Below are 21,334 nucleotides of genomic sequence, written 5' to 3'. Positions count from 1 at the left end.
AACGTGAAGAAGGAAGTGCTTTTATGAACCATCCGGTAAAACCGGCTGCTTAGTCCTCGTCCCGTTTCGGTTTGGGGGCGTTGAGGTTGCGCAGGACATACCACCCTGCGGCCACCACCATCGCCGCCAGAATATACCACGTAACGGCATAGGAGAGGTGGTTGTTGGGAAAGGTGAGCATGGTCTTGCCGCCGACCGGCAGGCCGCCCGGATTGGGTGTCGCATCGGCGTCGACATAGAACGGCGCGACATCGGACAGGCCGGATGCCTGCGAGATTTGCGGAATGTTTCGGGAATACCAGCGGCCATTTGCCGGATCGTTGGTGCGCAGGAAAAGCCCGCCGGTTTCGGGCGCGCGCATCAGCCCGACGATCTCGACGTTTCCGTCCGGTTCGCCTTCCTGGCGGGAGGATGGGTCGCGCCTGTCGGACGGCACGAAGCCGCGATTGACGATGATGTTGGAGCCATCGTCGCGCTGGAGCGGCGTCATCACCCAGTAACCGGGCCCGAGATCCGTGACCGTATAGACCTGAACCTCCCTGTCATTGAGGAAGGTGCCGGACAGTTTCACACGGCGATATTCGTATTCCGCCGGATCGCCGAGCGCCGGCCATTCTTTGGCGTCAGGGGCGTCGACGGGATCGGCATGGACGCGGGCTTCGACGCGCTCGATGAGATCGAGCTTCCAGGAAAGGCGTTTGACCTGCCATGTGCCAAGGACCAGCAGCAGTCCCGTCAGGACAATGGTCAGGAGCAGGACGACGATCGCAGCAGGGCGGATTCGCCGGTTATTTGGTGTGGTTTCACTCATGTCACAGTCCTTGGGAAGCCGCGGCGAGCGGCAAAGGCCATCTGGCGTCCACCGGGGCATCCTCCAGCAAATAACCCCATAAATCGCACGACGATTCATGGGGCTATGTGTTGGCGCAAAGGTGGCCCGCCGGAACCCCGGCAGGCCGTTGGTCTATGCTGCTCAGGGCAGGTTTTTCACATCCTCGATGTGCAGCGGCATCATGTTCTTGTTCATGTTGTACATGACCCAGAGCGAGCCGGAGAGCGTGATCAGGAGCACCACGACGGTGAAGATCAGCGCCATGAAGGTCCAGCCGCCTTCTGACTTGGTGTCCATGTGCAGGAAGTAGATCATGTGAACGAAGATCTGGATGACGCCGAGACCCATGATGGCGATGACCAGCAGGGTCTTGTTTTCAAGAACGTCGCCCATGACCAGCCAGAAGGGGATCGCCGTCAGGATGACCGACAAGACGAAGCCGATCATGTAGCTCTTGAAGGTGCCGTGGCTCGCACCATCATGGTGATGATGGTCGTCGCCATGCGCGTCGTGATGTGCGTGTGCTTCGGAACTCATCAAAGAACTCCCATGAGGTAAACGAAGGAGAAGACGCCGATCCAGATGACGTCAAGGAAGTGCCAGAACATCGACAGGCACATCAGGCGGCGCTTGTTCGCCGCGATGAGGCCATGTTTGCCGACCTGGAACATCAGCGTGACGAGCCAGATGATGCCGAAGGTGACGTGCAGGCCGTGCGTGCCGACCAGCGCGAAGAAGGCCGACAGGAACGCCGAACGCTGCGGGCCCGCACCTTCCGCGATCAGGTGGTGGAACTCGTAAAGTTCGACGGCAAGGAAGGCGAGGCCGAACAGGCCGGTCACGCCAAGCCATATCAGCGTTGTTTTTACCTTCTGCTTTTCCATTTCCAGCATGGCAAAGCCATAGGTGATGGAGGAGAAAAGCAGGAAGCCGGTATTGATGGCGACCAGCTTGAGATCAAACAGGTCCGCACCCGAAGGACCGGCCGCATAGCTGCGGCCGACAACGGCATAGGTGGCAAACAGCGTCGCGAAGATGAGGCAGTCGCTCATCAGGTAGAGCCAGAAGCCCAGCGACGTGCCGTTCTCCGGGTGGTGGTCTTCCTTCAGGTAAAAGACCGGTGGTTCAGCGCCGCTGGCGCTTTGTGCAGGTGCATGAGCCATATTCGTTACGCCTGTTCTGCAAGCAGCTTTGTACGCTCAGCCTCGACAGTCGAAACGTCGGAAGCCGGAATGTAGTATTCGCGGTTGTAGTTGAAGGTGTGGGCAATCGAGACTGCAATGATGGCGAGCATCGAAAGCGCGGCAAGCCACCAGATATGCCACACCAGGGCGAAGCCGAGGACGACGCTGATGGCGCTGATGATGACGCCCGCGCCGGTGTTCTTCGGCATATGGATTGGGATGAACCCTTCCTGCGGACGGTGGTAACCGCGCTTCTTCATGTCCGCCCAGGCATCCACGTCGTGAATGACCGGCGTGAAGGCGAAGTTGTAGGCGGGCGGCGGCGACGACGTCGACCATTCCAGCGTACGGCCGTTATAGGGGTCGCCGGTCACGTCACGCAGCTTTTCGCGATTGAGGAAGCTGACGATGAGCTGGATGACGAAGGAGGCGATGCCGAGCGCGATCAGGAAGGCGCCGAAGGCGGCGATGACGAACCAGATCTGTAGCGAATTGTCTTCAAACTGGCTGAGGCGGCGGGTGATGCCCATCAGGCCGAGAATGTAGAGCGGCATGAAGGCGAAATAGAAGCCGATGAACCAGAACCAGAAGGACAGCTTGCCCCAGAACGGATCGAGCCGGTAACCGAAGGCTTTCGGGAACCAGTAAACGATGCCCGCAAGCACACCGAACACGACGCCACCGATGATGGTGTTGTGGAAGTGGGCGATGAGGAACAGCGAGTTGTGCAGCACGAAATCCGCCGGCGGAACGGCAAGAAGAACGCCGGTCATGCCGCCGATGACGAAGGTGATCATGAAGCCGATCGTCCAGAGCATCGGAACGTCGAACTTGATGCGGCCCTTATACATGGTGAAGAGCCAGTTGAAAATCTTCGCGCCCGTCGGGATCGAGATGATCATCGTGGTGATGCCGAAGAAAGCGTTGACGCTTGCACCGGAACCCATTGTGAAGAAGTGGTGCAGCCACACGATATAAGCGAGGATGGTGATGACGCCCGTGGCGTAGACCATCGAGGCGTAACCGAAAAGGCGCTTGTTGGAGAAGGTCGAGACGATTTCCGAGAAGACGCCGAAGGCGGGCAGCACCAGAATATAGACTTCGGGATGGCCCCAGATCCAGATGAGGTTGACATACATCATCGGATTGCCGCCGAGATCGTTGGTGAAGAAATTGGTGCCAACGTAACGGTCGAGGGTGAGAAGCGCCAGCGTGCCGGTCAGGATCGGGAAGGAGGCCACGATCAGGATGTTCGAACACAGCGATGTCCACACGAAGATCGGCAGGCGCATCATGGTCATGCCAGGCGCGCGCATCTTGATGATCGTCACGATCAGGTTGATGCCCGATAGCGTCGTTCCCACACCGGCGATCTGCAGACCCCAGATATAATAATCGACCCCGACCCCGGGGCTTCCATCGATGCCGGAGAGCGGCGGATAGGCCAGCCAGCCGGTCTGCGCATATTCACCGATGAACAGCGAGATCATGGTGATGACGGCGCCGGCCGTGGTCATCCAGAAGGAGAAGTTGTTGAGGAAGGGGAACGAAACGTCGCGGGCGCCGATCTGTAGCGGTACGACGAAGTTCATCAGACCCGTGATCATCGGCATGGCCATGAAGAAGATCATGATGACGCCATGGGCGGTGAAGATCTGGTCGTAATGGTGCGGCGGAAGATAACCTTCCGATCCGCCAGACGCGATCGCCTGCTGGACGCGCATCATGATGGCATCTGCGAAACCGCGCAGCAGCATGACGAGCGCCAGAATGATGTACATGATACCGATCTTCTTGTGATCGATGCTCGTGAACCATTCGTTCCAGAGATAGCCCCAGAGGCGGAAATAGGTGAGGGCGCCGACGACGGCGATACCGCCCAGAGCCACGGCCGCGAAGGTCGCGACAAGAATGGGCTCGTGAAGCGGGATGGACTCCCATGTCAGCTTCCCGAACAGGAACGACGTTTGATCGGAATTGACGATCATTTTTAGCCTCTTGCGATTCTAAGACATAAGATCGGCGCAGCCATTGGCCGCGCCGCATAATGCCGGGACGTATCCGTCAGCCAGCGACTTGTTTCGTTTCCGGCAGCGCCGCAGGTTCGAAAGTCTGTCCTTCGAGCGCAGCCGGAGTGGATTGGGGCCCGCTGGCGACGCCAAAGGGCGCAAGCGGCGTGCAGACGACGGAATTCAGCGCCTTGGCGATGTCGATGCCTTCCTTGCCGCCGCCGCCATTGGCGTCGATATGCATCATGTCACGCATGCAGAGCTTGTTCGGCTCGACGCAGCGGTTGAGGATGGCGCTGTAGAGTTCGGGATCGACCGAAGCGAAATATTGTACCGGTTCGCGTTCGGAAGGCTTGGCGAATTCCAGATATTCCTGACGGCCGAAGCCCTTGCCGCTTTCTTTCGCCTTCGCCACCCACTGATCGAAGCCCTGCTGGCTCAGGCCATGGAACTTGAAGCGCATGTGCGAGAAACCTGGGCCGGAGAAATTGGCCGAGAAGCCGTCATAAACGCCTTCCTTGTTGATGACCGCGTGCAGCTTCGTCTGCATGCCGCCCATGGCGTAGATCTGGCCGGCGAGCGCGGGAACGAAGAAGGAGTTCATCGCCGTCGTGCCGGTGATCTTGAAATTGATGGGAACATCGACCGGAGCGGCGAATTCATTGACGCTGCCAATGCCGAGTTCGGGATAGAAGAACAGCCACTTCCAGTCCATGGCCACCACTTCTACCGTGATAGGCTTGGTTTCGGCGGTCACCTGGCGGTTCTCGTCGATACGCTCCAGCGGGCGATAGGGGTCGAGACGGTGCGTGGAAATCCAGGTCACGGTGCCGAGCATCAGGATGATGGCGACCGGAGCCGACCAGATCACCATTTCCAGGCGGGTGGAGTGGTGCCACTCGGGATCGTAATCCTCAGCCTTCCCTGATTCGCGATACTTCCATGCGAAGAACAGCGTCAGGGCAATGACCGGGACGATGATCAGCAGCATCAGAACCGTGGACGTGATGATAAGATCGCGCTGCTGGATCGCGATGTCGCCCGAAGGGTTCATGACGACGAGGTTGCAGCCGCTGAGCAGCAGCAGAGCCGGGATTGCCAGAAGGGCGGATAGGATTTTTTTGATCGTGCGCACGTTCTTTGAACTCGTACAGTTTGGATTATGCCGCGAATAATTGCCGAACATCATTTTTAGAATGAGGTATATTGTCGCGGTGCAGCGAAACCTTCGCGATGCACCATGTCTCGGGCAGAGCTGCGTTTAGGACGGAGCCCGTGCATTATCGCATGGTCGGCTGACTGGGCAACCCTTTATTGCCAAACTTCAATTGACGTTACGTAGGGTGCGTGTGACAATCCGTCGCATCGTAACGCAACGGATGAGGAGCCGGCGCGTTACAGGAAATGGTTCGTCCATGACGCAGGAGGGATATTATGAGTTATACGAATGCTGCTCCATCCTTTGGGCAGGCGCCGGAAGCGAACGGACACGGGGCCGGTCCCGTCAAGGTCGATCCGGATCGCATCACGATTGCAGTCATTCTCGCGAGAATGACGGAGTTTTTTGACTTTTTCATCTACGCCATCGCCTCCGCGCTCGTTTTCCCCCACGTCTTCTTTTCCTTCGTCGATCCGCTAACGGCCACGCTCTATTCCTTCGCGGTTTTCTCATTGGCCTTTATCGCAAGGCCGATCGGTTCGCTGATCTTCCTCCAGATAGACCGAAAGTTCGGGCGCGCCGTTAAGTTGATGGCTGCCCTCTTCACTCTCTGTGGTTCCACGATGGCGATCAGCTTTCTTCCGTCCTATGCGGAAGCGGGCATGCTCGCGCCGGTCATGCTGGCTGTATTCCGAATCGGCCAGGGTCTTGGTCTGGGCGGCGCATGGGACGGTCTTGTCTCGCTGCTCGCCATGAATGCACCGCAGAAGCAGCGCGGATGGTACGCCATGATGCCGCAGATCGGTGCGGCCATGGGGTTCGGTCTCGCCAGCGCCTTCTTCATCGTCTTCGTGACGCAGCTTTCCAATGCGGAATTCCTCGCCTGGGGCTGGCGTTTCCCGTTCTTCGTGGCGCTAGCGCTGAATGTTCTCGCGCTCTTTGCCCGCCTTCGCATGATCGTGACGCCGGAATTCCAGGCCATGCTGGAGCAGCACGAACTGGAACCGCGCCCCATGTTCAAGATGCTACGTTCACAGTTTCCGGTGGTGGTCACGGGTGCCTTCGTGCCGCTGGCGAGCTTTGCGCTCTTCCATCTCGTCACGGTCTTTCCGCTGAGCTGGGTTTCGCTCAACACCAGCCAGCGTGTGTCGGACTTCCTGTTCGTGCAATTCGTCAGCGCCATCATCGCCGGCGGCATGATCGTGGTTTCGGGCATTCTGGCCGACCGGATCGGCCGGCGGAAGCTTCTGGCTGTTGCGGCCGTGCTGATCGGGCTCTTCAGCCTCGTGGCACCCGTTCTCCTGAGTTCGGGCGATATTGGCCGCTATCTCTTCGTCCTGATCGGCTTTTCTCTGCTTGGCCTGTCCTTCGGTCAGGCGGGCGGCGCGCTTGCTTCCCGCTTCAGCCGTGAGTACCGCTATACCGGCGCATCGCTCACCTCGGATATTTCCTGGCTGATCGGCGCCGGTTTCGCACCGCTCGTCGCGCTCGGATTTTCGTCCAAATTCGGTCTTTTCGCCGTCGGCATTTACCTGATGTCGGGTGCACTCTGCACGCTGATCGCCCTCTGGTTCAGCCGCACGCTGGACATGCCATCGGAGTGATCTGGGCAATTTAAAAATCCCTGCACCCATCGCGCCGCGGAATCCTGTCGGATTTCGCGGCGTTTTTGTTTTTTTATTGCGCCAGGTCGATTTTAATCTTGACTCAGTCGATCATGAAATATTATGTAAGCAATACTGACGTAATTCAGTGTGCCTCACCGCCGGAAAGCCGGCCATCAGGGAACGCGATGCGAACGACGACGATCATTATTTGCGAGAAAGCGGCCAGCGCCGCCACGCCGTTTGTCGGCCGCAAAACGACCGTTCGCGCCATTAAACGCCGATAAGCAGAAGAAGAGGAGCGGCCAGGTCGCCTGCGGCTCCGCCCGCAGAGTGCCGGCTGACGCGCCGGGTTTCGGGAAAAGGGTGATGCCGCGCGGAATGCGCAACGAGAGGAGAAAACCTTGAGCGTGACGGAGCAAAAATTCGGCCTTTACGATACGGCTTTTGAGAAAAGCAGCTGTGGCGTGGGTTTCATCACCCGCAAGGACGGTATGCAGACACATGAGGTGCTGAAGCGCGGCCACGAGGCTCTCTGTGCCGTGCCGCATCGCGGCGGCATGTCGGCGGAAGGAGTCGGTGACGGTGCGGGCGTGTCGATGGATCTGTCGCTCTCCTTTTTCCAGAAGCTGACGGGCAACGATACCTTGCAGGCCGGCCGGTTTGGCGTCGGCAATTTTTTCCTGCCGCAGAACCCGTCTTTCCATGAACAGGCGGTTGGCATTATCGGCAGCGCGCTGCAGCAGCAGGGGTTTTCGACTCTCATCGTCCGCGACGTGCCGGTGAATGACGCGGCCATCCGCCCTGCCGCCATCCGTTACCAGTTGCCGATCCGGCAATGGGTCTTTTCGGCTCCGGCCGAATGCGGCACCCCTGCCGAATTCGACTGGCGTATCCACAAGGCGCTGCTCGCCATCGAAGCGCTGGCCTATACCGTGCCTGATCTCGCCGGTTTTTACCCACTGTCGCTCAGCGCGCGCACGCAGGTGCTCAAAGGGCGTCTGAACTCGCACGAGGTCATGCCTTATTTCTGCGACCTCACCGATCCGCGCCATGAAGTGCATACGATGTATTTCCACACGCGGTTTTCCACCAATACCGATCCGCATCCCTCCATGGCGCAGCCCTTTCGCCTGATGGCGCATAATGGTGAGCTCAACACCGACAAGAAGAACCGGCTGTCTGAAGCGGCCGTGGCGTTGGCGAAGAATGCCAGCATCGTCAGGCCGAAGGGCCAGTCGGACAGCTGCCGTCTGGACCAGACATTGCAGGCGCGGGTGATGGAGGATGGTCTAGACCTCGTCACTGCCGTGGTCTCGATGATGCCGCCGGCGTGGGAAAACGACGATACTCTCTCGCCGGGAGTCAAGGCGATGCTGGAATATTTCTCGCTCTATGAGGAGAAGAATGACGGTCCGGCCGCGCTGATCTTCGGCGACGGCAACATCATCGGCGCCCGTCTCGATCGCCTCGGCCTGCGCCCTTTACGCACCGTCGAGACGGAAGATTATCTCTGCGTCATGTCGGAGGCGGGGCAGATCGCCTTTCCGGCGGAAAGCGTCATCCGCCGCGGTCGTATCGAGGCGGGCGGCATGCTTTATTACGACCACGCCGAGCGGCGTGCCTTTTCCACCGTCGAGGCGTTGGAGCTTCTCGCCTCACGCCGCGATTATTCATCTCTGCTGCGCGAAGCCCGTGTCCTGCTGGACGATCTGCCGGAAGTGCCCGCTGAAAAGCAGGGCTCGCCACTACGTTACAATGGCGATCTGGAACGGCACCAGCGTTATGTCGCCTATTCGCATAATCAGGAAAGCTTCAAGTTCCTGATGGACCCGATGCTGGCCTCCGGCGCGGAAAAAATTTCGGCGATGGGATATGGCAATGCCATCAACGCGCTGTCCGATCAGGAAGGCGGCGTCGCGAAGTATTTTTCACAGCGTTTCGCGCAGGTCACCAATCCGCCGCTCGACAGTATTCGTGAGGCCGATGGCATGACGTTGCGTGTCGCCCTCGGTGCGAAGCCGAACAGCGGTGCGAAGAAGGCCCGCCAGATCGTCGTGCACTCCCCGATCCTGACCCATCTCGATATGTTGCGCATTCGCGAGCAGTCGGAGACCCCTCTTCGCCGTTTCGAAATGCTCTATTCGCCGGTCTTGGATGTTGCGGAGGCCAACGAAGCCGCGCTACGGCAGGCAATCGACGGGCTCTGCGATGAAGTTGTGGCTTTCGCGGCGGAGGAAGGCGGCATCGCCATCATCACCGACCGGCATGTTTCGGCGGGCCGTGCAGCTCTGCCGATGATCATGGTCGTCTCCGCCATCAACCAGCGGCTGATCGAGGAGGGTTTACGGCTGCGCGTGTCGCTGATCGTTGAAAGCGGGCAGTTTTCGTCCTCGCACCACATCGCGGCAAGCCTTGGCTTCGGGGCTTCGGCTGTCTACCCACTCGGCGTGCAGTTCCGCGCCGAGGAGAAATTCGGTGCCGACGCCGACAAGGCCTTCAAGCGCTTCGCCAAGGCGGCTGAAAAGTCGCTGATGAAGACCATGGGCAAGGTCGGGTTGTGCACGGCGGAAAGCTATATCGGCGGCGAGTTCTTCGAACCGAATTTCCTCGATACTGACGATGCGGTGCTGAAGCGTTATTTCCCGAATGTGAAGACACCGGTCGGCGGCGTCAACTTCGCCGTCATCGCGCAGGCAGTCGTGGACTGGCACCACAAAGCGCTGTCCGTGAAGGACGAAAACGACATTCCGCTGCTCGGTCTCTTCAAGGAGCGTGCGGAAGGTGCTGGCCATTCCTATGGCACGACGGCGGTACGCGGTTTCGTGGATATGACCGAGGAAAAGATCGGTTTCGACAAGGGAACCGAAAATGAGGACGCCTTGCGTCTGCTGCCGCTTAACCGGATGGAAGATGCCTTCGGTCTCAACGATGCGGCCTATTATCACAACAGCTTTGACCGGCTGACCCCGGAGGCGATCGACGCATTCGAGGTAACGCCCGGATACCGCGCGTTTGCCCGCATGATGGCGGAAGAAAGGGCCCGCCGTCCGGCAGCCCTTCGTGATGTTCTTGAATTGCCGGCCGATGTGACCTTTGCCGGTTCGGCCGAGGACTTCCGCCGCGAAATGGGGCGCTTTTCCAGACGTGGCAACAACAGCTTCATGGTGCGCGGATTGCTCTGCGAAAATGCAGGCGAAGGTGCGTTCCGGCTGCAATTGACCGGACCGCACGGTCACGACCTTGCCCGGCTTGCCGCACTCGGTCAGTCGCTGCTCGACCGTTTCGGTGAGGATATTGCCGGCCATTGGCTGGAGGGCGGCGCGCTTCTGGTTCAGGCGAAGGGCGAAGCTTTCACCTATCTGTCGCTGATCCGCACCGCACCTGACAGCATTGCGCTCGAGACAGTGCAAAAGGCGAGCGAGATCACCAGGACGCTGGCATCGGGCGCCATGAGTCACGGCGCGCTGGTCGCAGCCGCCCATGAGGCGGTTGCCCATGGCACCAACATGGTCGGCGGTATGTCGAATTCGGGCGAGGGCGGCGAACATATATCCCGCTACGGCACTATCCGTGCCTCGCGCATCAAGCAGTTCGCCTCCGGCCGCTTCGGCGTCTGGGCCGGTTATCTTGCCGATCCGATGCTGGAAGAGATCGAGATCAAGATCGGTCAGGGCGCAAAGCCAGGCGAGGGCGGGCAGTTGCCGTCTCCCAAGGTAACGGTGGAAATCGCCGCCGCACGCGGTGGCACGCCGGGTGTCGAGCTTGTCTCGCCGCCGCCGCATCACGATACCTATTCCATCGAGGATCTGGCTCAGCTCATCCATGACGCCAAGGCGGCGCGCGTGCGCGTCATCGTCAAGCTCGTCTCGTCGGAAGGGATAGGCACGATCGCGGTCGGCGTCGCCAAGGCGGGGGCCGATGTCATCAATGTCGCCGGCAATACCGGCGGCACGGGGGCGGCGGCCGTCACCAGCCTCAAATATACCGGCCGTGCGGCAGAAATCGGCATTGCCGAGGTGCACCAGGCGCTCTGCGCCACCGGCCTGCGCTCCAAGGTGCTGCTGCGTTGTTCCGGCGCACACCAGACGGCCAGCGACGTCGTGAAGTCGGCGTTACTCGGCGGCGACAGCTTCGAGTTCGGCACCACGGCGCTGATGATGCTGAAATGCGTCATGGCGAAGAACTGCAACATCAAGTGCCCGGCCGGTCTCACCACCAATCAGGAGGCTTTCAACGGCGATCCGCGCGCGCTGGCGCAATATCTCATGAATATCGCCCATGAAACGCGTGAGATTCTGGCCGCACTCGGGCTGCGCTCGCTGCGGGAAGCACGCGGACGTTCCGATCTTCTCCACCTCCTCGATCACCCGGCAAGCGTCGGCCAGCTTGACCTCCGGGCAATGCTTGCCGTGGTCGAAGAGGTGAAGATCGACAGCCCTGTCTATATGGAAAAGGATTTTGGGCTGGACGATGCCTTCATCGAACTCGTGCGCTCGGCTCTGGTGGACAGCAAGCGGGAAAAAATCGAGCTGGGCGGCAATCGCTTCCTGAATAATTGCAACAAGAGCGTCGGCGGCCAGCTCGCCGTCGATATTGAACGCATGCTGAACCACGAACTTTCCGACGAAGAGGCGGATGCGCTTCCGGCCGTGAAGCGGGACAGCCGTGGCCGCCGGTTCCTGGAGGCGGGTTCGGTGCGTATCGAGACGTCGGGTTCGGCCGGTCAGTCCTTCGGCGCCTTCTGCAATGACGGCATGGTCATGGTTCATACCGGCACCTGCAATGACGGTGTCGGCAAAAGCGCCTGCGGCGGCACCATCGTCGTGCGCTCACCCGGCGGCGGATCCGAAGAGGCGGGCGGTAATGTGCTGGTCGGCAATTTCGCGTTGTTCGGCGCCACCGGCGGCCGCACCTTCGTGGAAGGGCAGGCGGGAGACCGTTTCGCAGTGCGTAACTCCGGCGCCACCGCTGTCGTCGAAGGCGTGGGTGATTTCGCCTGCGAATATATGACCAACGGCGCGGTGCTGAACCTTGGCAGCTTCGGCAAGGGTTTCGGCAACGGCATGAGCGGCGGTTTCGTTTATCAATATGATCCCTATGGCGATCTGCCAAAGAAGATCAGCCATGATTCCATCCTGCTCGGCTCGATCACCGGTGAGGATGAGCAGGCCGCGATCCATCATCAGGCTGTGCACCAGCTTCTGGCCTGGCATGTCGCGGAGACCGGCTCGGCCAAGGCGGCATGGCTTCTGGAAAACTGGGAAAGCGAACAGCATAATTTCGTCTATGGCATGCCACGCGCCCTGCTGCTTTATCAGGATAGCGACGAGATTCTGAAGGCGAAGCCCCGCAAGGAACTGCTGGAGGAATTGGCATCCGCGCTTGCCGCCCATCAACTGCGCAAGTTCAAGCTCGCCTATCGCGACCGCAAGGCCGTCCTGAACGGAAGGGTGCCGGGTTATGGCGAGACGGATACGGAGGAGATGTATGCGCTTCTCAATAACTACACGGTGTTGAGCATGGCGCAGGCGATCGCCCTCCAGCGGGTGCCGACGGCGCCGGGTCCTTCCGACCCGGCTATTGAAAAAGCCGTGCGCAATCTCATTCTTACGGAAGACTATGCGCTGATGCAGCGGCTGCTGAAATATGCCCGCGAGGCGCTTTCAGACCATAGCGATGAACAGCTCGCGGTGATGATCGCCGCCAAACGTCTCGACGATTACAAGCAGGCGCTGGCGCGCAGGAACACCTTGTCGGTGGACAGCCCCGGCACCTATGGCTGGATCATTCAGCAGAACCGGAAAAACATCGAGAAGATTGGCCGTCTGCCGGGCTTCGAGGAGCTTTTCGCAGCCCGCGCTATTCCCGACCTCGCCATCGCATCCAGCCATAGGGCAGCATGATGAAGATACCTTATATTCCCGAGGACGCGCCCTTCAACGGTGATCAGCGCGCATGGCTTTCCGGTTTTCTGGCGGGGCTCCATTCCCGTGCAGCCATCGGCATGGAGACATCTGTTGCTGCGGCCGCTCCGAATGCCAAGGCCAATATGCTGAATATTCTTTTCGGCACCCAGACCGGCAATGCTGAGGTGCTGGCGATGGATATCGCCGCAGCCGCCCGCGCGCAGGGCATGCAGCCGGTGGTGACGGCGTTGGACGATGTCTCGATGGACGGTCTCGGCGCCATGAAGCGCGTCATTGTCGTCACCTCGACATATGGCGAAGGTGAAATGCCTGACAATGCTCAGCTTTTCTGGGAAGCGCTCACCGCTGACAGCGCGCCGCGTCTGGACGGGATGAGTTTTGCCGTCCTCGCGCTCGGCGATACCGGCTATGACGGCTTCTGCCAGGCGGGCAAGCTGATCGATACGCGGTTCGAACAACTCGGTGGCAAGCGTATGAAGACGCGTATCGACTGCGATATCGACTTCGAGGACGCCGCCGCCGCATGGATCGGCGAGACGCTGCCGCTCGCGGTTGCTGTCGATGGCGGCAATACGGCATCTGTCACCATGCCCGATGTCGCCGAGCCGCCCGTGCGGGAAAAACAGGGCTGGAGCCGCAAAAATCCCTATCCGGCTGAAGTAAGCGTCAATCGTCGCCTGTCCGGTACCGGCTCGTCCAAGGAAATTCGCCACTACGAATTCGACCTCGGCGAAAGCGGTCTGGACTATGAGGCGGGTGACGCTCTTGGCGTCGTGCCCCTGAACGATCCGAAACTGGTCGGCGCGCTGCTGCAACACTTCGAAGCGGCTGCGGACAGCCAAATCGCCGGGCTGGACGGTCCGGTCGGCGATGCGCTTCTCAACAGGTTCGAGATATCGACGCCCTCGCGCGAACTCGTCGCCGAGATCGGCAAGCGGGCTGGGCATGACGAACTCAGCCATGTTCTTGCAAACGGAGATAGGGAGCAGCTCGCCGCCTTTCTCTGGAGCAAGGATATTCTCGACCTCATCAATCTCGGCGAAAAGCCGCTATTTGATGTTGCTGAATTCGTGACATTCCTGAAGCCGCTGCAACATCGCGCCTATTCCATCTCCTCCAGCCCGCTGGTTGCAAAAAGCAGCGTGCATCTGACCATCGCCAGCGTGCGTTATCGCGCCGAAGGCCGTGAGCGTGGGGGCGTGTGCTCCACCTATCTTGCCGACCGCGTGGAGGCCGGGCAGAGTGCCGGGATTTTCGTCTCGCCGAACAAGGCGTTTCGTGTGCCGCAGGACAATGATGCGCCTGTTATCATGGTAGGGCCGGGCACGGGCATCGCGCCATTCCGGGCATTTTTGCAGGAACGGCAAGCCAGAGGCGCAAAGGGCAAAAACTGGCTGTTTTTCGGTGATCAGCACCGGCAGTCGGATTTCATCTATGAAAACGAGCTTGGCGACATGAGTCGCGATGGCGTTCTGACCCGTCTCGACCTCGCCTTTTCACGAGATCAGGCGGAAAAGATCTATGTCCAGACCCGCATGCGGCAGAACGGTAAGGCGCTCTATCAATGGCTTGAAGAGGGTGCTTTTTTCTATGTCTGTGGCGACGCGACCCGTATGGCGAAGGATGTCGACGATGCCTTGCGTGGCATCGTCAGCGAAGAGGCCGGCATCTCCGCCGAGGCGGCAAGCGAGTATGTGAACCGGCTGAAGCGCGAAAAACGTTATCTGCGCGACGTCTACTGACGATTGCCATGACGGGACCGCCTTGACGCACCGATTGGTTCAGCAATTGGTGCAGACGGTCTCGGCGTCGCGCTGCTTGAAGAAATACTCCCGCCCGATCGTGATCGACTTTACTCCGGACGAGGCAATGTCGGGCATGAACATCAACAATTCATGCGGTATGGAAAGTTCGACGTGGATGAGAAAGCTGTTTTCCACCAGCAGGCGCGTCGGAACGGCGACCGGTGAACCCACCGCATAGGGTCTCTGATTTTTCTCATCCCAGGACCAGGTGATTTTCGCCTGTTTTTGCGCGTCGATCTTGATGCCGCTGATCTTCAGCTGCAGACCCTTGGTGCTGTAGGGCGCAAACACGGCGGCTGCGACGTCCTGCATGCCCGTGAGATAGGTCTTATCGACGGAACCTGTTTTCGATATCAGATCATTGATGGAGGCTGCGGCGGTGCTTGCCCGCTTGTAGGTATTGTATCCGATCGTTAATTCGAAAGAGGTTAGATAAAGCGCAAGCAATATCGGAAAGAGGATCGCGAACTCCACCGCGCCCACGCCACGGCGATCTTTGGCAAAGCGTGAAACGAGCGCAACCAGGCGTCGTTTGCCGTTTGCCGCAACGGACACCAGCCCTGCCATCATGAGCCCCCGCCTGTGATGTATTTCTCATTCATGAACGCATTTGTCGCGACGATGAGGAAATGTGAGGGCATCGATCCATCGGCCGGACGTATTTTTGTGAGATATGGCCGGATGATATCGGCAACGACACGCCAGCGATAATAGACACGCAACATGTTGATGGTTTCCGGCCCGCCCGGCGTGAAGCCGAATTGAGCGGTATCGAGATCGTAATATTCGCCATAGGCCTTCAGCGGTATCGTGGTCGGAATATCCTTGAAGGCGGCAAAGGAGCGAAGGTCGATATAGAGCTTCTGTTCTTTATCGATCTCATCCGAGCAGGTAATCATCACTGAAACTTCGTCGCAGAAACTCTTGCGGAAATCCTCTTTCGAAATCGAGCTGCTGATTTGCCCAGTGCGCAAACGCCGCGCCATGGTCTCGGTGGCGTTGGCGACGACCTGTTCCGCCATCAAGGCGACGAAGGTCTCGATGATCGCAAAGACGACGAGGAAATAGGGTATTGCGAGTATCGCGAATTCGATAGCCGCTGTCCCGTCGCGCGAGACTCCCAATTTTTCCAGCAATGGCTTCAGTCTGGCCAGTCGCATGAGGCGATATCGATCTCTAAGAATATGCGGCGAGCGCAACCGTTGAATTTGTTGCGGACCATAACCACCCGATGTTTAAAATCAGTTACTTCGATAAACTATACTTTAGTGATTTCCAAAATCGATACGGCGCATAAAAAGCCCGGCACAGGGCCGGGCTTTGTTGATTGCGAAAGGTAGGCTTATTCCGCGTCTGCCTTGGAGAGAACCTCAAGCGTGGGTGTCGAGGTGATATTGTAACCGCAATCCACGTAATGACATTCGCCGGTCACGCCGCGCGACATGCTGGACAGCAGATAAAGTGCGGATCCGCCGATATCGTCGATGTCAGCCGTCCGCCGCAGCGGTGCATTTTTCTGGTTCCACGCGTAGATAGCGCGTGCATCCGAGATGCCGGCACCTGCCAGCGTGCGGACCGGGCCGGCCGAAATGGCGTTGACGCGGATATCGCGCGGGCCGTAATCGGCGGCGAGATAACGCACGGACGCCTCGAGAGCCGCCTTGGCGACGCCCATGACATTGTAGTTCGGAATGACGCGCTGCGAACCATTATAGGTCAGGGTCAGCATGGAGCCACCATTGGTCATCAACTCAGCAGCGCGCTTGGCGATTTCCGTGAAAGAGAAGCAGGAGATGACCATGGTGCGGCTGAAATTCTCGCGCGTCGTATCCGCGTAGAGGCCTTTCAGCTCGTTCTTGTCGGAAAAGCCGATGGCATGGACGATGAAATCCAGCGAGCCCCATTTTTCGCGGATGGTCGCGAACAAGGCGTCGACCGAGGCGATATCCTCGACATCGCATGGCACGATGAAATCGGAACCGAGTTCGGCGGCGAGCGGTTTCACGCGCTTGCCGAGCGCTTCCCCCTGATAGGTGAAAGCCAGCTCCGCGCCCTGTGCTGCAAGCGCCTTGGAGATACCCCAGGCGATCGAATGATTGTTTGCGACGCCCATGATGAGGCCGCGTTTACCCTGCATGATGCCGTTCATGGGCAATTATCCGTTATGACGCTGGAAGACGAGCGTGGCGTTGGTGCCGCCGAAGCCGAAGGAATTGGAGAGGATGGTGTCGATCTTGGCGTTGTCGATGCGGCTGCGAACGATCGGAACGCCCGCAAATTCCGGATCGAGCTCGGAAATATGCGCGCTCTCGCCGATGAAGCGTTCCTGCATCATCAAGAGGCCGTAGATCGATTCCTGCACGCCGGCCGCACCCAGCGAATGGCCGGTGAGAGACTTGGTCGACTGGATGTGGGGGATCTTGTCGCCGAAAACTTCGCGGATCGCGCCGATTTCCTTGCTGTCGCCGACCGGCGTCGAGGTGCCGTGGGTATTGATGTAGTCAATGTCGCCCTTCACGGTGGCAAGCGCCTGCCGCATGCAGCGGATTGCACCTTCGCCTGACGGGGCAACCATGTCGTAACCGTCCGAGGTCGCGCCATAACCGACAATTTCGGCATAGATTTTTGCACCGCGTGCCTTCGCATGCTCCAGCTCTTCCAGAACCAGAACGCCCGCACCGCCGGCGATGACGAAGCCGTCGCGGTTGACGTCATAGGCGCGCGAGGCGACGTCGGGTGTTTCGTTGTATTTGGACGACATCGCGCCCATGGCGTCGAAAAGGTTCGACATCGACCAGTCGAGATCCTCGTGGCCGCCGGCGAACATCACGTCCTGCTTGCCCCACTGGATCATTTCGGCGGCGTTGCCGATGCAGTGCGCCGAGGTGGAGCAGGCCGAAGAGATGGAGTAGTTGACACCGTGGATCTTGAACCAGGTCGCGAGCGTGGCCGAAGCGGTGGAGGACATGGCCTTCGGCACGGCAAAGGGACCGATGCGCTTCGGGCTGTTGTTCTTCAGCGTGATATCGGCGGCCTCAACGATGGTGCGGGTGGAAGGACCGCCCGAACCCATGATGATGCCGGTGCGCTCATTGCCGCTGATGTCGCTCTCCTCGAGACCGGAATCGGCGATTGCCTGCTTCATGGCGACGTGGTTCCAAGCGCCGCCTTGCGACAGGAAGCGCATGGCGCGACGATCGACCAGATCGGTGGGGTCCAGAGACGGCTTGCCCCAGACCTGGCACTTGAAACCGTGTTCGGCAAAATCCGGCGAAAAAGAAATGCCGGATTTGGCATTGCGCAGCGACGCGGTGACCTCAGCGGCATCACCGCCGATGGAGGAAACAATACCGAGGCCGGTGACAACAACTCGTCTCATCAAAGGGACCTTTTCTTTAGATTTCGGCTGGGCGACTTAAGGCCGTCCGGCGTTTGTCTCGATTATTTCGTCTGCCTCAGGCAGACTTTTCCTTGGACAGGCCGACCCGCAGATCCGATGCCTGATAAATGGTTTCACCATCCGCCTTCAGCCAGCCATCGGCGGTGCCAAGCACCAGACGGCCGCGCATCACGCGCTTGAAATCAATACCATATTGCAGGAGCTTGGTGTGAGGGCGAACCATGCCCTTGAATTTCACTTCGCCGGTGGAAAGCGCCATGCCGCGGCCTTCTTCGCCAAGCCAGCCGAGGAAGAAGCCGGTCAGCTGCCACATGCCGTCAAGGCCGAGGCAGCCCGGCATGATCGGGTTGCCCTGGAAATGGCAGGGGAAATACCAGTCGTCGGGGCTGACATCGTATTCGGCGCGGATGAAACCTTTATCGAACGCGCCACCGGTTTCGGAAATTTCGGTGATGCGATGGACCATGAGCATGGGGGGCAATGGGAGCTGTGCATTTCCCGGGCCGAACAATTCGCCGCGACCGCAGGACAGGATCTCCTCGTAATTGTAACTTGATTGCCTCGTTGCCATACCGCTTTCACTTCCCCAATCACTGGTGTTGATCGACTTCACTAGAGCAAGTTAGGTTCAAAATGAAGCGCTGCAAGGGCAGAGGCGGTTTCGCCCCCATTCTTTGTCTTCAGAACCTTCTTTGCCGAAGTCATTACCTCAATATGCCGTCCGCATACAGGAACCATCCGGCTGGAACCAGAGGAAATTTGCAGGAATGGCCGGTTTGCAGCCATTTGCGACACTCGGCGGCGCTGAAACTATTGAAAGCAATCCCTGCAAAAGATATATGCTATTGCAATTGACGGGTTTCATACCCCTGTTTGGAATGGGATGGCATGGCATTTGACGCCACATTGGATATCGGAACGAGGCTGCGGCGCTCGGGGCTGCGGCCCACGCGCCAGCGCGTTGCTTTGGGCGATCTTCTCTTCGCAAAGGGTGATCGCCACCTGACGGTCGAGGAGCTGCATGACGAGGCGGTCACCGCTGGCGTGCCCGTTTCTCTCGCCACGGTCTACAACACGCTGCACCAGTTTACCGAAGCCGGCCTGATCCGAGTTCTGGCCGTCGAAGGTGCGCGCACCTACTTCGATACTAACGTCTCGGATCACCATCACTTCTTCGTGGAAGGTGAGAACGAGGTTCTCGATATTCCCGTCAACAATCTTCAGATCGACAATCTGCCGGAAGCGCCCGAGGGCATGGAAATCGCCCATGTGGACGTGGTGATCCGCCTTCGCCGCAAGCGCGGCTGACGCTTCTATCTGATGACGGATATGAAAATGGCGCCGAAGGGCGCCATTTCTGTTTTCAGCGTCTCTTTCGACAGGTCACTTCATCACGTCTTCCGGCCGTCTGCCGGGCTTGGCCTTATAGGGTGGGAAAGTCCAGCCGAACAGCAACGCACCGGAGCGCACGGATAAGGCTGTCAGGAAACCCGCGGCGGATGCGGCATAAAGCGGTGCGCCGAAGAAATAGACGATAATGAAGGTGGAGGAACCCAGAAGCGCGCAGGTGATATAGATTTCCGGGCGCAACAGAACGGAAGGCTCCCCGGCCATAATATCGCGCAGCACCCCTCCGAATGTCGCCGTCAGAACGCCTGTGACGATGGCGACGGTTGCCGAGCCGCTCGCGGCAAGGCCCTTGGCTGCTCCCATGACGCAATAGGCAGACAGACCGAGGGCATCGAGCCAGATCAGTACGCGATAACGGGATTCGAAAAGATGCGCGGTGAAGAACAGCAGAACCGCGACCGAGACGCAGACGAGAATATAGGTGGGGTTTATCACCCAGAATACTGGCGTTCTGCCCAGTACCAGATCGCGCACCGTACCGCCGCCGATGCCGGTTGCGGCTGCGAAAAACAGGAAGCCGATCAGATCCAGCTGTTTGCGCGAGGCGGCGAGTGCGCCGGTTGCGGCAAACACGGCGACGCCGGCATAATCGAGAAAACCGAGAAGTGTCATGAAAAGGTTCCTCCCGGAACACGGGCAGCGAACACGTCAGTGTCGCGCAAGCACTAAACTCTAGGCTGGCCGCCCGGATGATCGCAACATCCATAACTCAAACGGATGCAAAGGAAAATGCCGTGCGAATCGCTCTCGTTGCCGCTCTTCAGGCGCTGGTTCTCTTGATGTTCCCGGTGGCGCTCGCGGCGCAGCAGCAGCTGGTGAACGATCCGGAGATTTACGAGAAGGATCATTTCCGCAACGAGTGCAGGGTGGCGGCCTTCGGCGACGATTTCGTTACACGGCTGGATATCAACAATGACGGGCTGATGGATGCCGTTGTCAATCATGGCGTTCTGGATTGCGACGGCGAAAAAGGCCGCGCCTGCGACGACGAGGGATGCCCCTATAATTTCTATGTCCAGGTGAAAGAGGGCGGCTATCTGATGATCGCGACGGCCCGGATTTACGGTTATGATTTCATCAAGCGGTTCGGCAACATGGTTTTCGTGCTGAAGATGCATCCGCGTTATTGCGAGCGTACCGACAAGGAACCCTGCCTGATGACGGTGCGGGTCCGCGGCACGAAATTCGTCACCATCTCGCGAAAGTGACGACGACGATTTTCAGGGCGTAATTCGCCGGATTTTGACCCTTTGATTGTAGCGCTGGCGAAGCGAGCGCGGAATGATGAAGGTGGCGATGGCGACGGTGAAAACCGTGGCCGCAACCACCCAAAGGGCATTCGATTGCAGCGTGGCGGCGAGAACGGCGCCGCAGATCGCGCCGCATATCATGCCAAGCCATGGCACGATCTGAATGCCCCAGTCGAGGCTCCGCTCGCCGAGAAGAAAACGGCCGATGCCGCGGCCGAAGCGGGAAAGCGCGCCGGTCACATAGGTGAGCCCGATCGGCAGTCCCTCAATGTGCTCAACGGCGGCGTTGACCATGCCCATGGCGAAAACGACGAGGTAAAACTGCGCAAGAGCGGACGTCTCGCCGCCGAGCAGCGCGGCAATTGTTACCAGCAATCCCACCGCCATCAGAACGGCGAAGATGCGCCGGTCGAACTTATGCGCCACCACGATGCCGCCGGCATTGCCCGCCACGAAGGCAACGATTGCGAAAAGCAGCTTCGCGGCATGAGAATAGAGGCCAGCCTCCATCGAGACTGCGGCGCGCGTGGTGTTACCGGTCATGAACGACACGAAGTCACCTGAAATATGCAGGCCCACCGCATCCGTCATGCCCGCGATGAAGGAAATGGCGGCAACCAGCGCAATTCCGGTTCCGGTTCGCCTTGCCCTGATGATACTGCGGCGTCTTTGTCTGGTCATGGAGCGCTCGATATGGAAAAACGGCGGGCCTGTGGGTGGGGCCGTGTTATCCTATGTCTAAAATGCCGGA

The 21,334-nt window shown here is 59.1% G+C and carries 17 protein-coding genes; 5 read left to right on the top strand and 12 right to left on the bottom strand.

All coding sequences use genetic code 11. The features are described 5' to 3' along the window. Window positions 1-49: 49 nt before the first annotated feature. The 5 genes from PL599_RS18375 to cyoA all read right to left on the bottom strand — a co-directional run bounded on the left by PL599_RS18375 (window position 50) and on the right by cyoA (window position 5,211). Entirely contained in the window at window positions 50-811 is a 762-nt protein-coding gene (locus tag PL599_RS18375) for an SURF1 family protein (RefSeq protein ID WP_269824894.1), read from the bottom strand. Window positions 812-973: 162 nt separating this feature from the next. Beyond that, the gene (cyoD, locus tag PL599_RS18370) at window positions 974-1,369 is read right to left on the bottom strand and encodes a cytochrome o ubiquinol oxidase subunit IV (RefSeq protein WP_003514416.1); all 396 of its coding nucleotides are present in this window, start codon (window positions 1,367-1,369) and stop codon (window positions 974-976) included. Then, the gene (gene cyoC, locus PL599_RS18365) at window positions 1,369-1,995 is read right to left on the bottom strand and encodes a cytochrome o ubiquinol oxidase subunit III (RefSeq protein ID WP_173987824.1); all 627 of its coding nucleotides are present in this window, start codon (window positions 1,993-1,995) and stop codon (window positions 1,369-1,371) included. Before cyoC ends, cyoD begins: the two co-directional genes overlap by 1 nt. A gap of 5 nt (window positions 1,996-2,000) precedes the next feature. After that, window positions 2,001-4,004 (bottom strand): cytochrome o ubiquinol oxidase subunit I, encoded by a 2,004-nt coding sequence (gene cyoB / locus PL599_RS18360; RefSeq protein ID WP_269824893.1) that lies wholly within the window; start codon window positions 4,002-4,004, stop codon window positions 2,001-2,003. Between the two features lie 76 nt (window positions 4,005-4,080). After that, window positions 4,081-5,211 (bottom strand): ubiquinol oxidase subunit II, encoded by a 1,131-nt coding sequence (gene cyoA / locus PL599_RS18355; RefSeq protein WP_269824906.1) that lies wholly within the window; start codon window positions 5,209-5,211, stop codon window positions 4,081-4,083. A gap of 248 nt (window positions 5,212-5,459) precedes the next feature. Here cyoA and PL599_RS18350 point away from each other — a divergent pair, with 248 nt between their 5' ends. The 3 genes from PL599_RS18350 to PL599_RS18340 all read left to right on the top strand — a co-directional run bounded on the left by PL599_RS18350 (window position 5,460) and on the right by PL599_RS18340 (window position 14,460). Next, entirely contained in the window at window positions 5,460-6,788 is a 1,329-nt protein-coding gene (locus PL599_RS18350; protein ID WP_077984559.1) for an MFS transporter, read from the top strand. 404 nt (window positions 6,789-7,192) lie between these two features. Next, a complete protein-coding gene (locus PL599_RS18345; protein WP_333782297.1) occupies window positions 7,193-12,694 on the top strand; it encodes a glutamate synthase-related protein in 5,502 nt (1,833 codons plus the stop codon). Continuing rightward, complete coding sequence (locus tag PL599_RS18340; RefSeq protein ID WP_332909362.1) at window positions 12,691-14,460, top strand: sulfite reductase subunit alpha; 1,770 nt, start codon at window positions 12,691-12,693, stop codon at window positions 14,458-14,460. Before PL599_RS18345 ends, PL599_RS18340 begins: the two co-directional genes overlap by 4 nt. A gap of 39 nt (window positions 14,461-14,499) precedes the next feature. Here PL599_RS18340 and PL599_RS18335 read toward each other — a convergent pair whose 3' ends face one another. From PL599_RS18335 to fabA, 5 genes are all read right to left on the bottom strand, one after another. Next, on the bottom strand, window positions 14,500-15,093 hold the full coding sequence (locus PL599_RS18335) for a TadE/TadG family type IV pilus assembly protein (RefSeq protein WP_137409565.1): 594 nt from the start codon (window positions 15,091-15,093) through the stop codon (window positions 14,500-14,502). Then, complete coding sequence (locus PL599_RS18330) at window positions 15,090-15,683, bottom strand: TadE/TadG family type IV pilus assembly protein (RefSeq protein ID WP_077984555.1); 594 nt, start codon at window positions 15,681-15,683, stop codon at window positions 15,090-15,092. The genes PL599_RS18335 and PL599_RS18330 overlap by 4 nt, the downstream gene beginning before the upstream one ends. 182 nt (window positions 15,684-15,865) lie before the next feature. Then, window positions 15,866-16,672, bottom strand: coding sequence for an enoyl-ACP reductase FabI (gene fabI / locus PL599_RS18325; protein WP_142913783.1), 807 nt, complete (start codon window positions 16,670-16,672; stop codon window positions 15,866-15,868). A 6-nt stretch (window positions 16,673-16,678) separates the two neighbouring features. Beyond that, window positions 16,679-17,902, bottom strand: a complete 1,224-nt coding sequence (gene fabB / locus PL599_RS18320) for a beta-ketoacyl-ACP synthase I (protein ID WP_137409567.1) — start codon at window positions 17,900-17,902, stop codon at window positions 16,679-16,681. Between the two features lie 76 nt (window positions 17,903-17,978). Then, a complete protein-coding gene (gene fabA, locus PL599_RS18315; RefSeq protein ID WP_077984552.1) occupies window positions 17,979-18,494 on the bottom strand; it encodes a 3-hydroxyacyl-[acyl-carrier-protein] dehydratase FabA in 516 nt (171 codons plus the stop codon). Between the two features lie 317 nt (window positions 18,495-18,811). On the opposite strand from fabA, the gene irrA reads away from it, so the two are divergent. Then, window positions 18,812-19,231: an iron response transcriptional regulator IrrA gene (gene irrA / locus PL599_RS18310; RefSeq protein WP_003507276.1), complete on the top strand. Its 420-nt coding sequence runs from the start codon at window positions 18,812-18,814 to the stop codon at window positions 19,229-19,231. A 75-nt stretch (window positions 19,232-19,306) separates the two neighbouring features. On the opposite strand, the gene PL599_RS18305 is transcribed toward irrA, so the two are convergent. After that, a complete protein-coding gene (locus PL599_RS18305) occupies window positions 19,307-19,945 on the bottom strand; it encodes a trimeric intracellular cation channel family protein (RefSeq protein WP_077984550.1) in 639 nt (212 codons plus the stop codon). Window positions 19,946-20,022: 77 nt separating this feature from the next. On the opposite strand from PL599_RS18305, the gene PL599_RS18300 reads away from it, so the two are divergent. Further along, the gene (locus PL599_RS18300) at window positions 20,023-20,541 is read left to right on the top strand and encodes a hypothetical protein (RefSeq protein ID WP_137409568.1); all 519 of its coding nucleotides are present in this window, start codon (window positions 20,023-20,025) and stop codon (window positions 20,539-20,541) included. Window positions 20,542-20,553: 12 nt separating this feature from the next. On the opposite strand, the gene PL599_RS18295 is transcribed toward PL599_RS18300, so the two are convergent. Next, window positions 20,554-21,264, bottom strand: coding sequence for a YoaK family protein (locus PL599_RS18295; RefSeq protein WP_137409569.1), 711 nt, complete (start codon window positions 21,262-21,264; stop codon window positions 20,554-20,556). Window positions 21,265-21,334: the final 70 nt, after the last annotated feature.

The sequence above is a fragment of the Agrobacterium sp. ST15.16.055 genome (assembly GCF_027956555.1).
Taxonomy (GTDB): domain Bacteria; phylum Pseudomonadota; class Alphaproteobacteria; order Rhizobiales; family Rhizobiaceae; genus Agrobacterium; species Agrobacterium salinitolerans.
The sequence above is the reverse complement of the archived record's forward strand: the minus strand, read 5'-3'. Positions and strand labels throughout refer to the sequence as shown.

Excerpts from the sequence above, each read along its gene's own strand:
- PL599_RS18375 (WP_269824894.1), bottom strand. The coding sequence starts at position 811 with ATGAGTGAAACCACACCAAATAACCGGCGAATCCGCCCTGCTGCGATC.
- cyoD (WP_003514416.1), bottom strand. The coding sequence starts at position 1,369 with ATGAGTTCCGAAGCACACGCACATCACGACGCGCATGGCGACGACCAT.
- cyoC (WP_173987824.1), bottom strand. The coding sequence starts at position 1,995 with ATGGCTCATGCACCTGCACAAAGCGCCAGCGGCGCTGAACCACCGGTC.
- cyoB (WP_269824893.1), bottom strand. The coding sequence starts at position 4,004 with ATGATCGTCAATTCCGATCAAACGTCGTTCCTGTTCGGGAAGCTGACA.
- cyoA (WP_269824906.1), bottom strand. The coding sequence starts at position 5,211 with ATGTTCGGCAATTATTCGCGGCATAATCCAAACTGTACGAGTTCAAAG.
- PL599_RS18350 (WP_077984559.1), top strand. The coding sequence starts at position 5,460 with ATGAGTTATACGAATGCTGCTCCATCCTTTGGGCAGGCGCCGGAAGCG.
- PL599_RS18340 (WP_332909362.1), top strand. The coding sequence starts at position 12,691 with ATGATGAAGATACCTTATATTCCCGAGGACGCGCCCTTCAACGGTGAT.
- PL599_RS18335 (WP_137409565.1), bottom strand. The coding sequence starts at position 15,093 with ATGATGGCAGGGCTGGTGTCCGTTGCGGCAAACGGCAAACGACGCCTG.
- PL599_RS18330 (WP_077984555.1), bottom strand. The coding sequence starts at position 15,683 with ATGCGACTGGCCAGACTGAAGCCATTGCTGGAAAAATTGGGAGTCTCG.
- fabI (WP_142913783.1), bottom strand. The coding sequence starts at position 16,672 with ATGAACGGCATCATGCAGGGTAAACGCGGCCTCATCATGGGCGTCGCA.
- fabB (WP_137409567.1), bottom strand. The coding sequence starts at position 17,902 with ATGAGACGAGTTGTTGTCACCGGCCTCGGTATTGTTTCCTCCATCGGC.
- fabA (WP_077984552.1), bottom strand. The coding sequence starts at position 18,494 with ATGGCAACGAGGCAATCAAGTTACAATTACGAGGAGATCCTGTCCTGC.
- irrA (WP_003507276.1), top strand. The coding sequence starts at position 18,812 with ATGGCATTTGACGCCACATTGGATATCGGAACGAGGCTGCGGCGCTCG.
- PL599_RS18305 (WP_077984550.1), bottom strand. The coding sequence starts at position 19,945 with ATGACACTTCTCGGTTTTCTCGATTATGCCGGCGTCGCCGTGTTTGCC.
- PL599_RS18300 (WP_137409568.1), top strand. The coding sequence starts at position 20,023 with ATGATCGCAACATCCATAACTCAAACGGATGCAAAGGAAAATGCCGTG.
- PL599_RS18295 (WP_137409569.1), bottom strand. The coding sequence starts at position 21,264 with ATGACCAGACAAAGACGCCGCAGTATCATCAGGGCAAGGCGAACCGGA.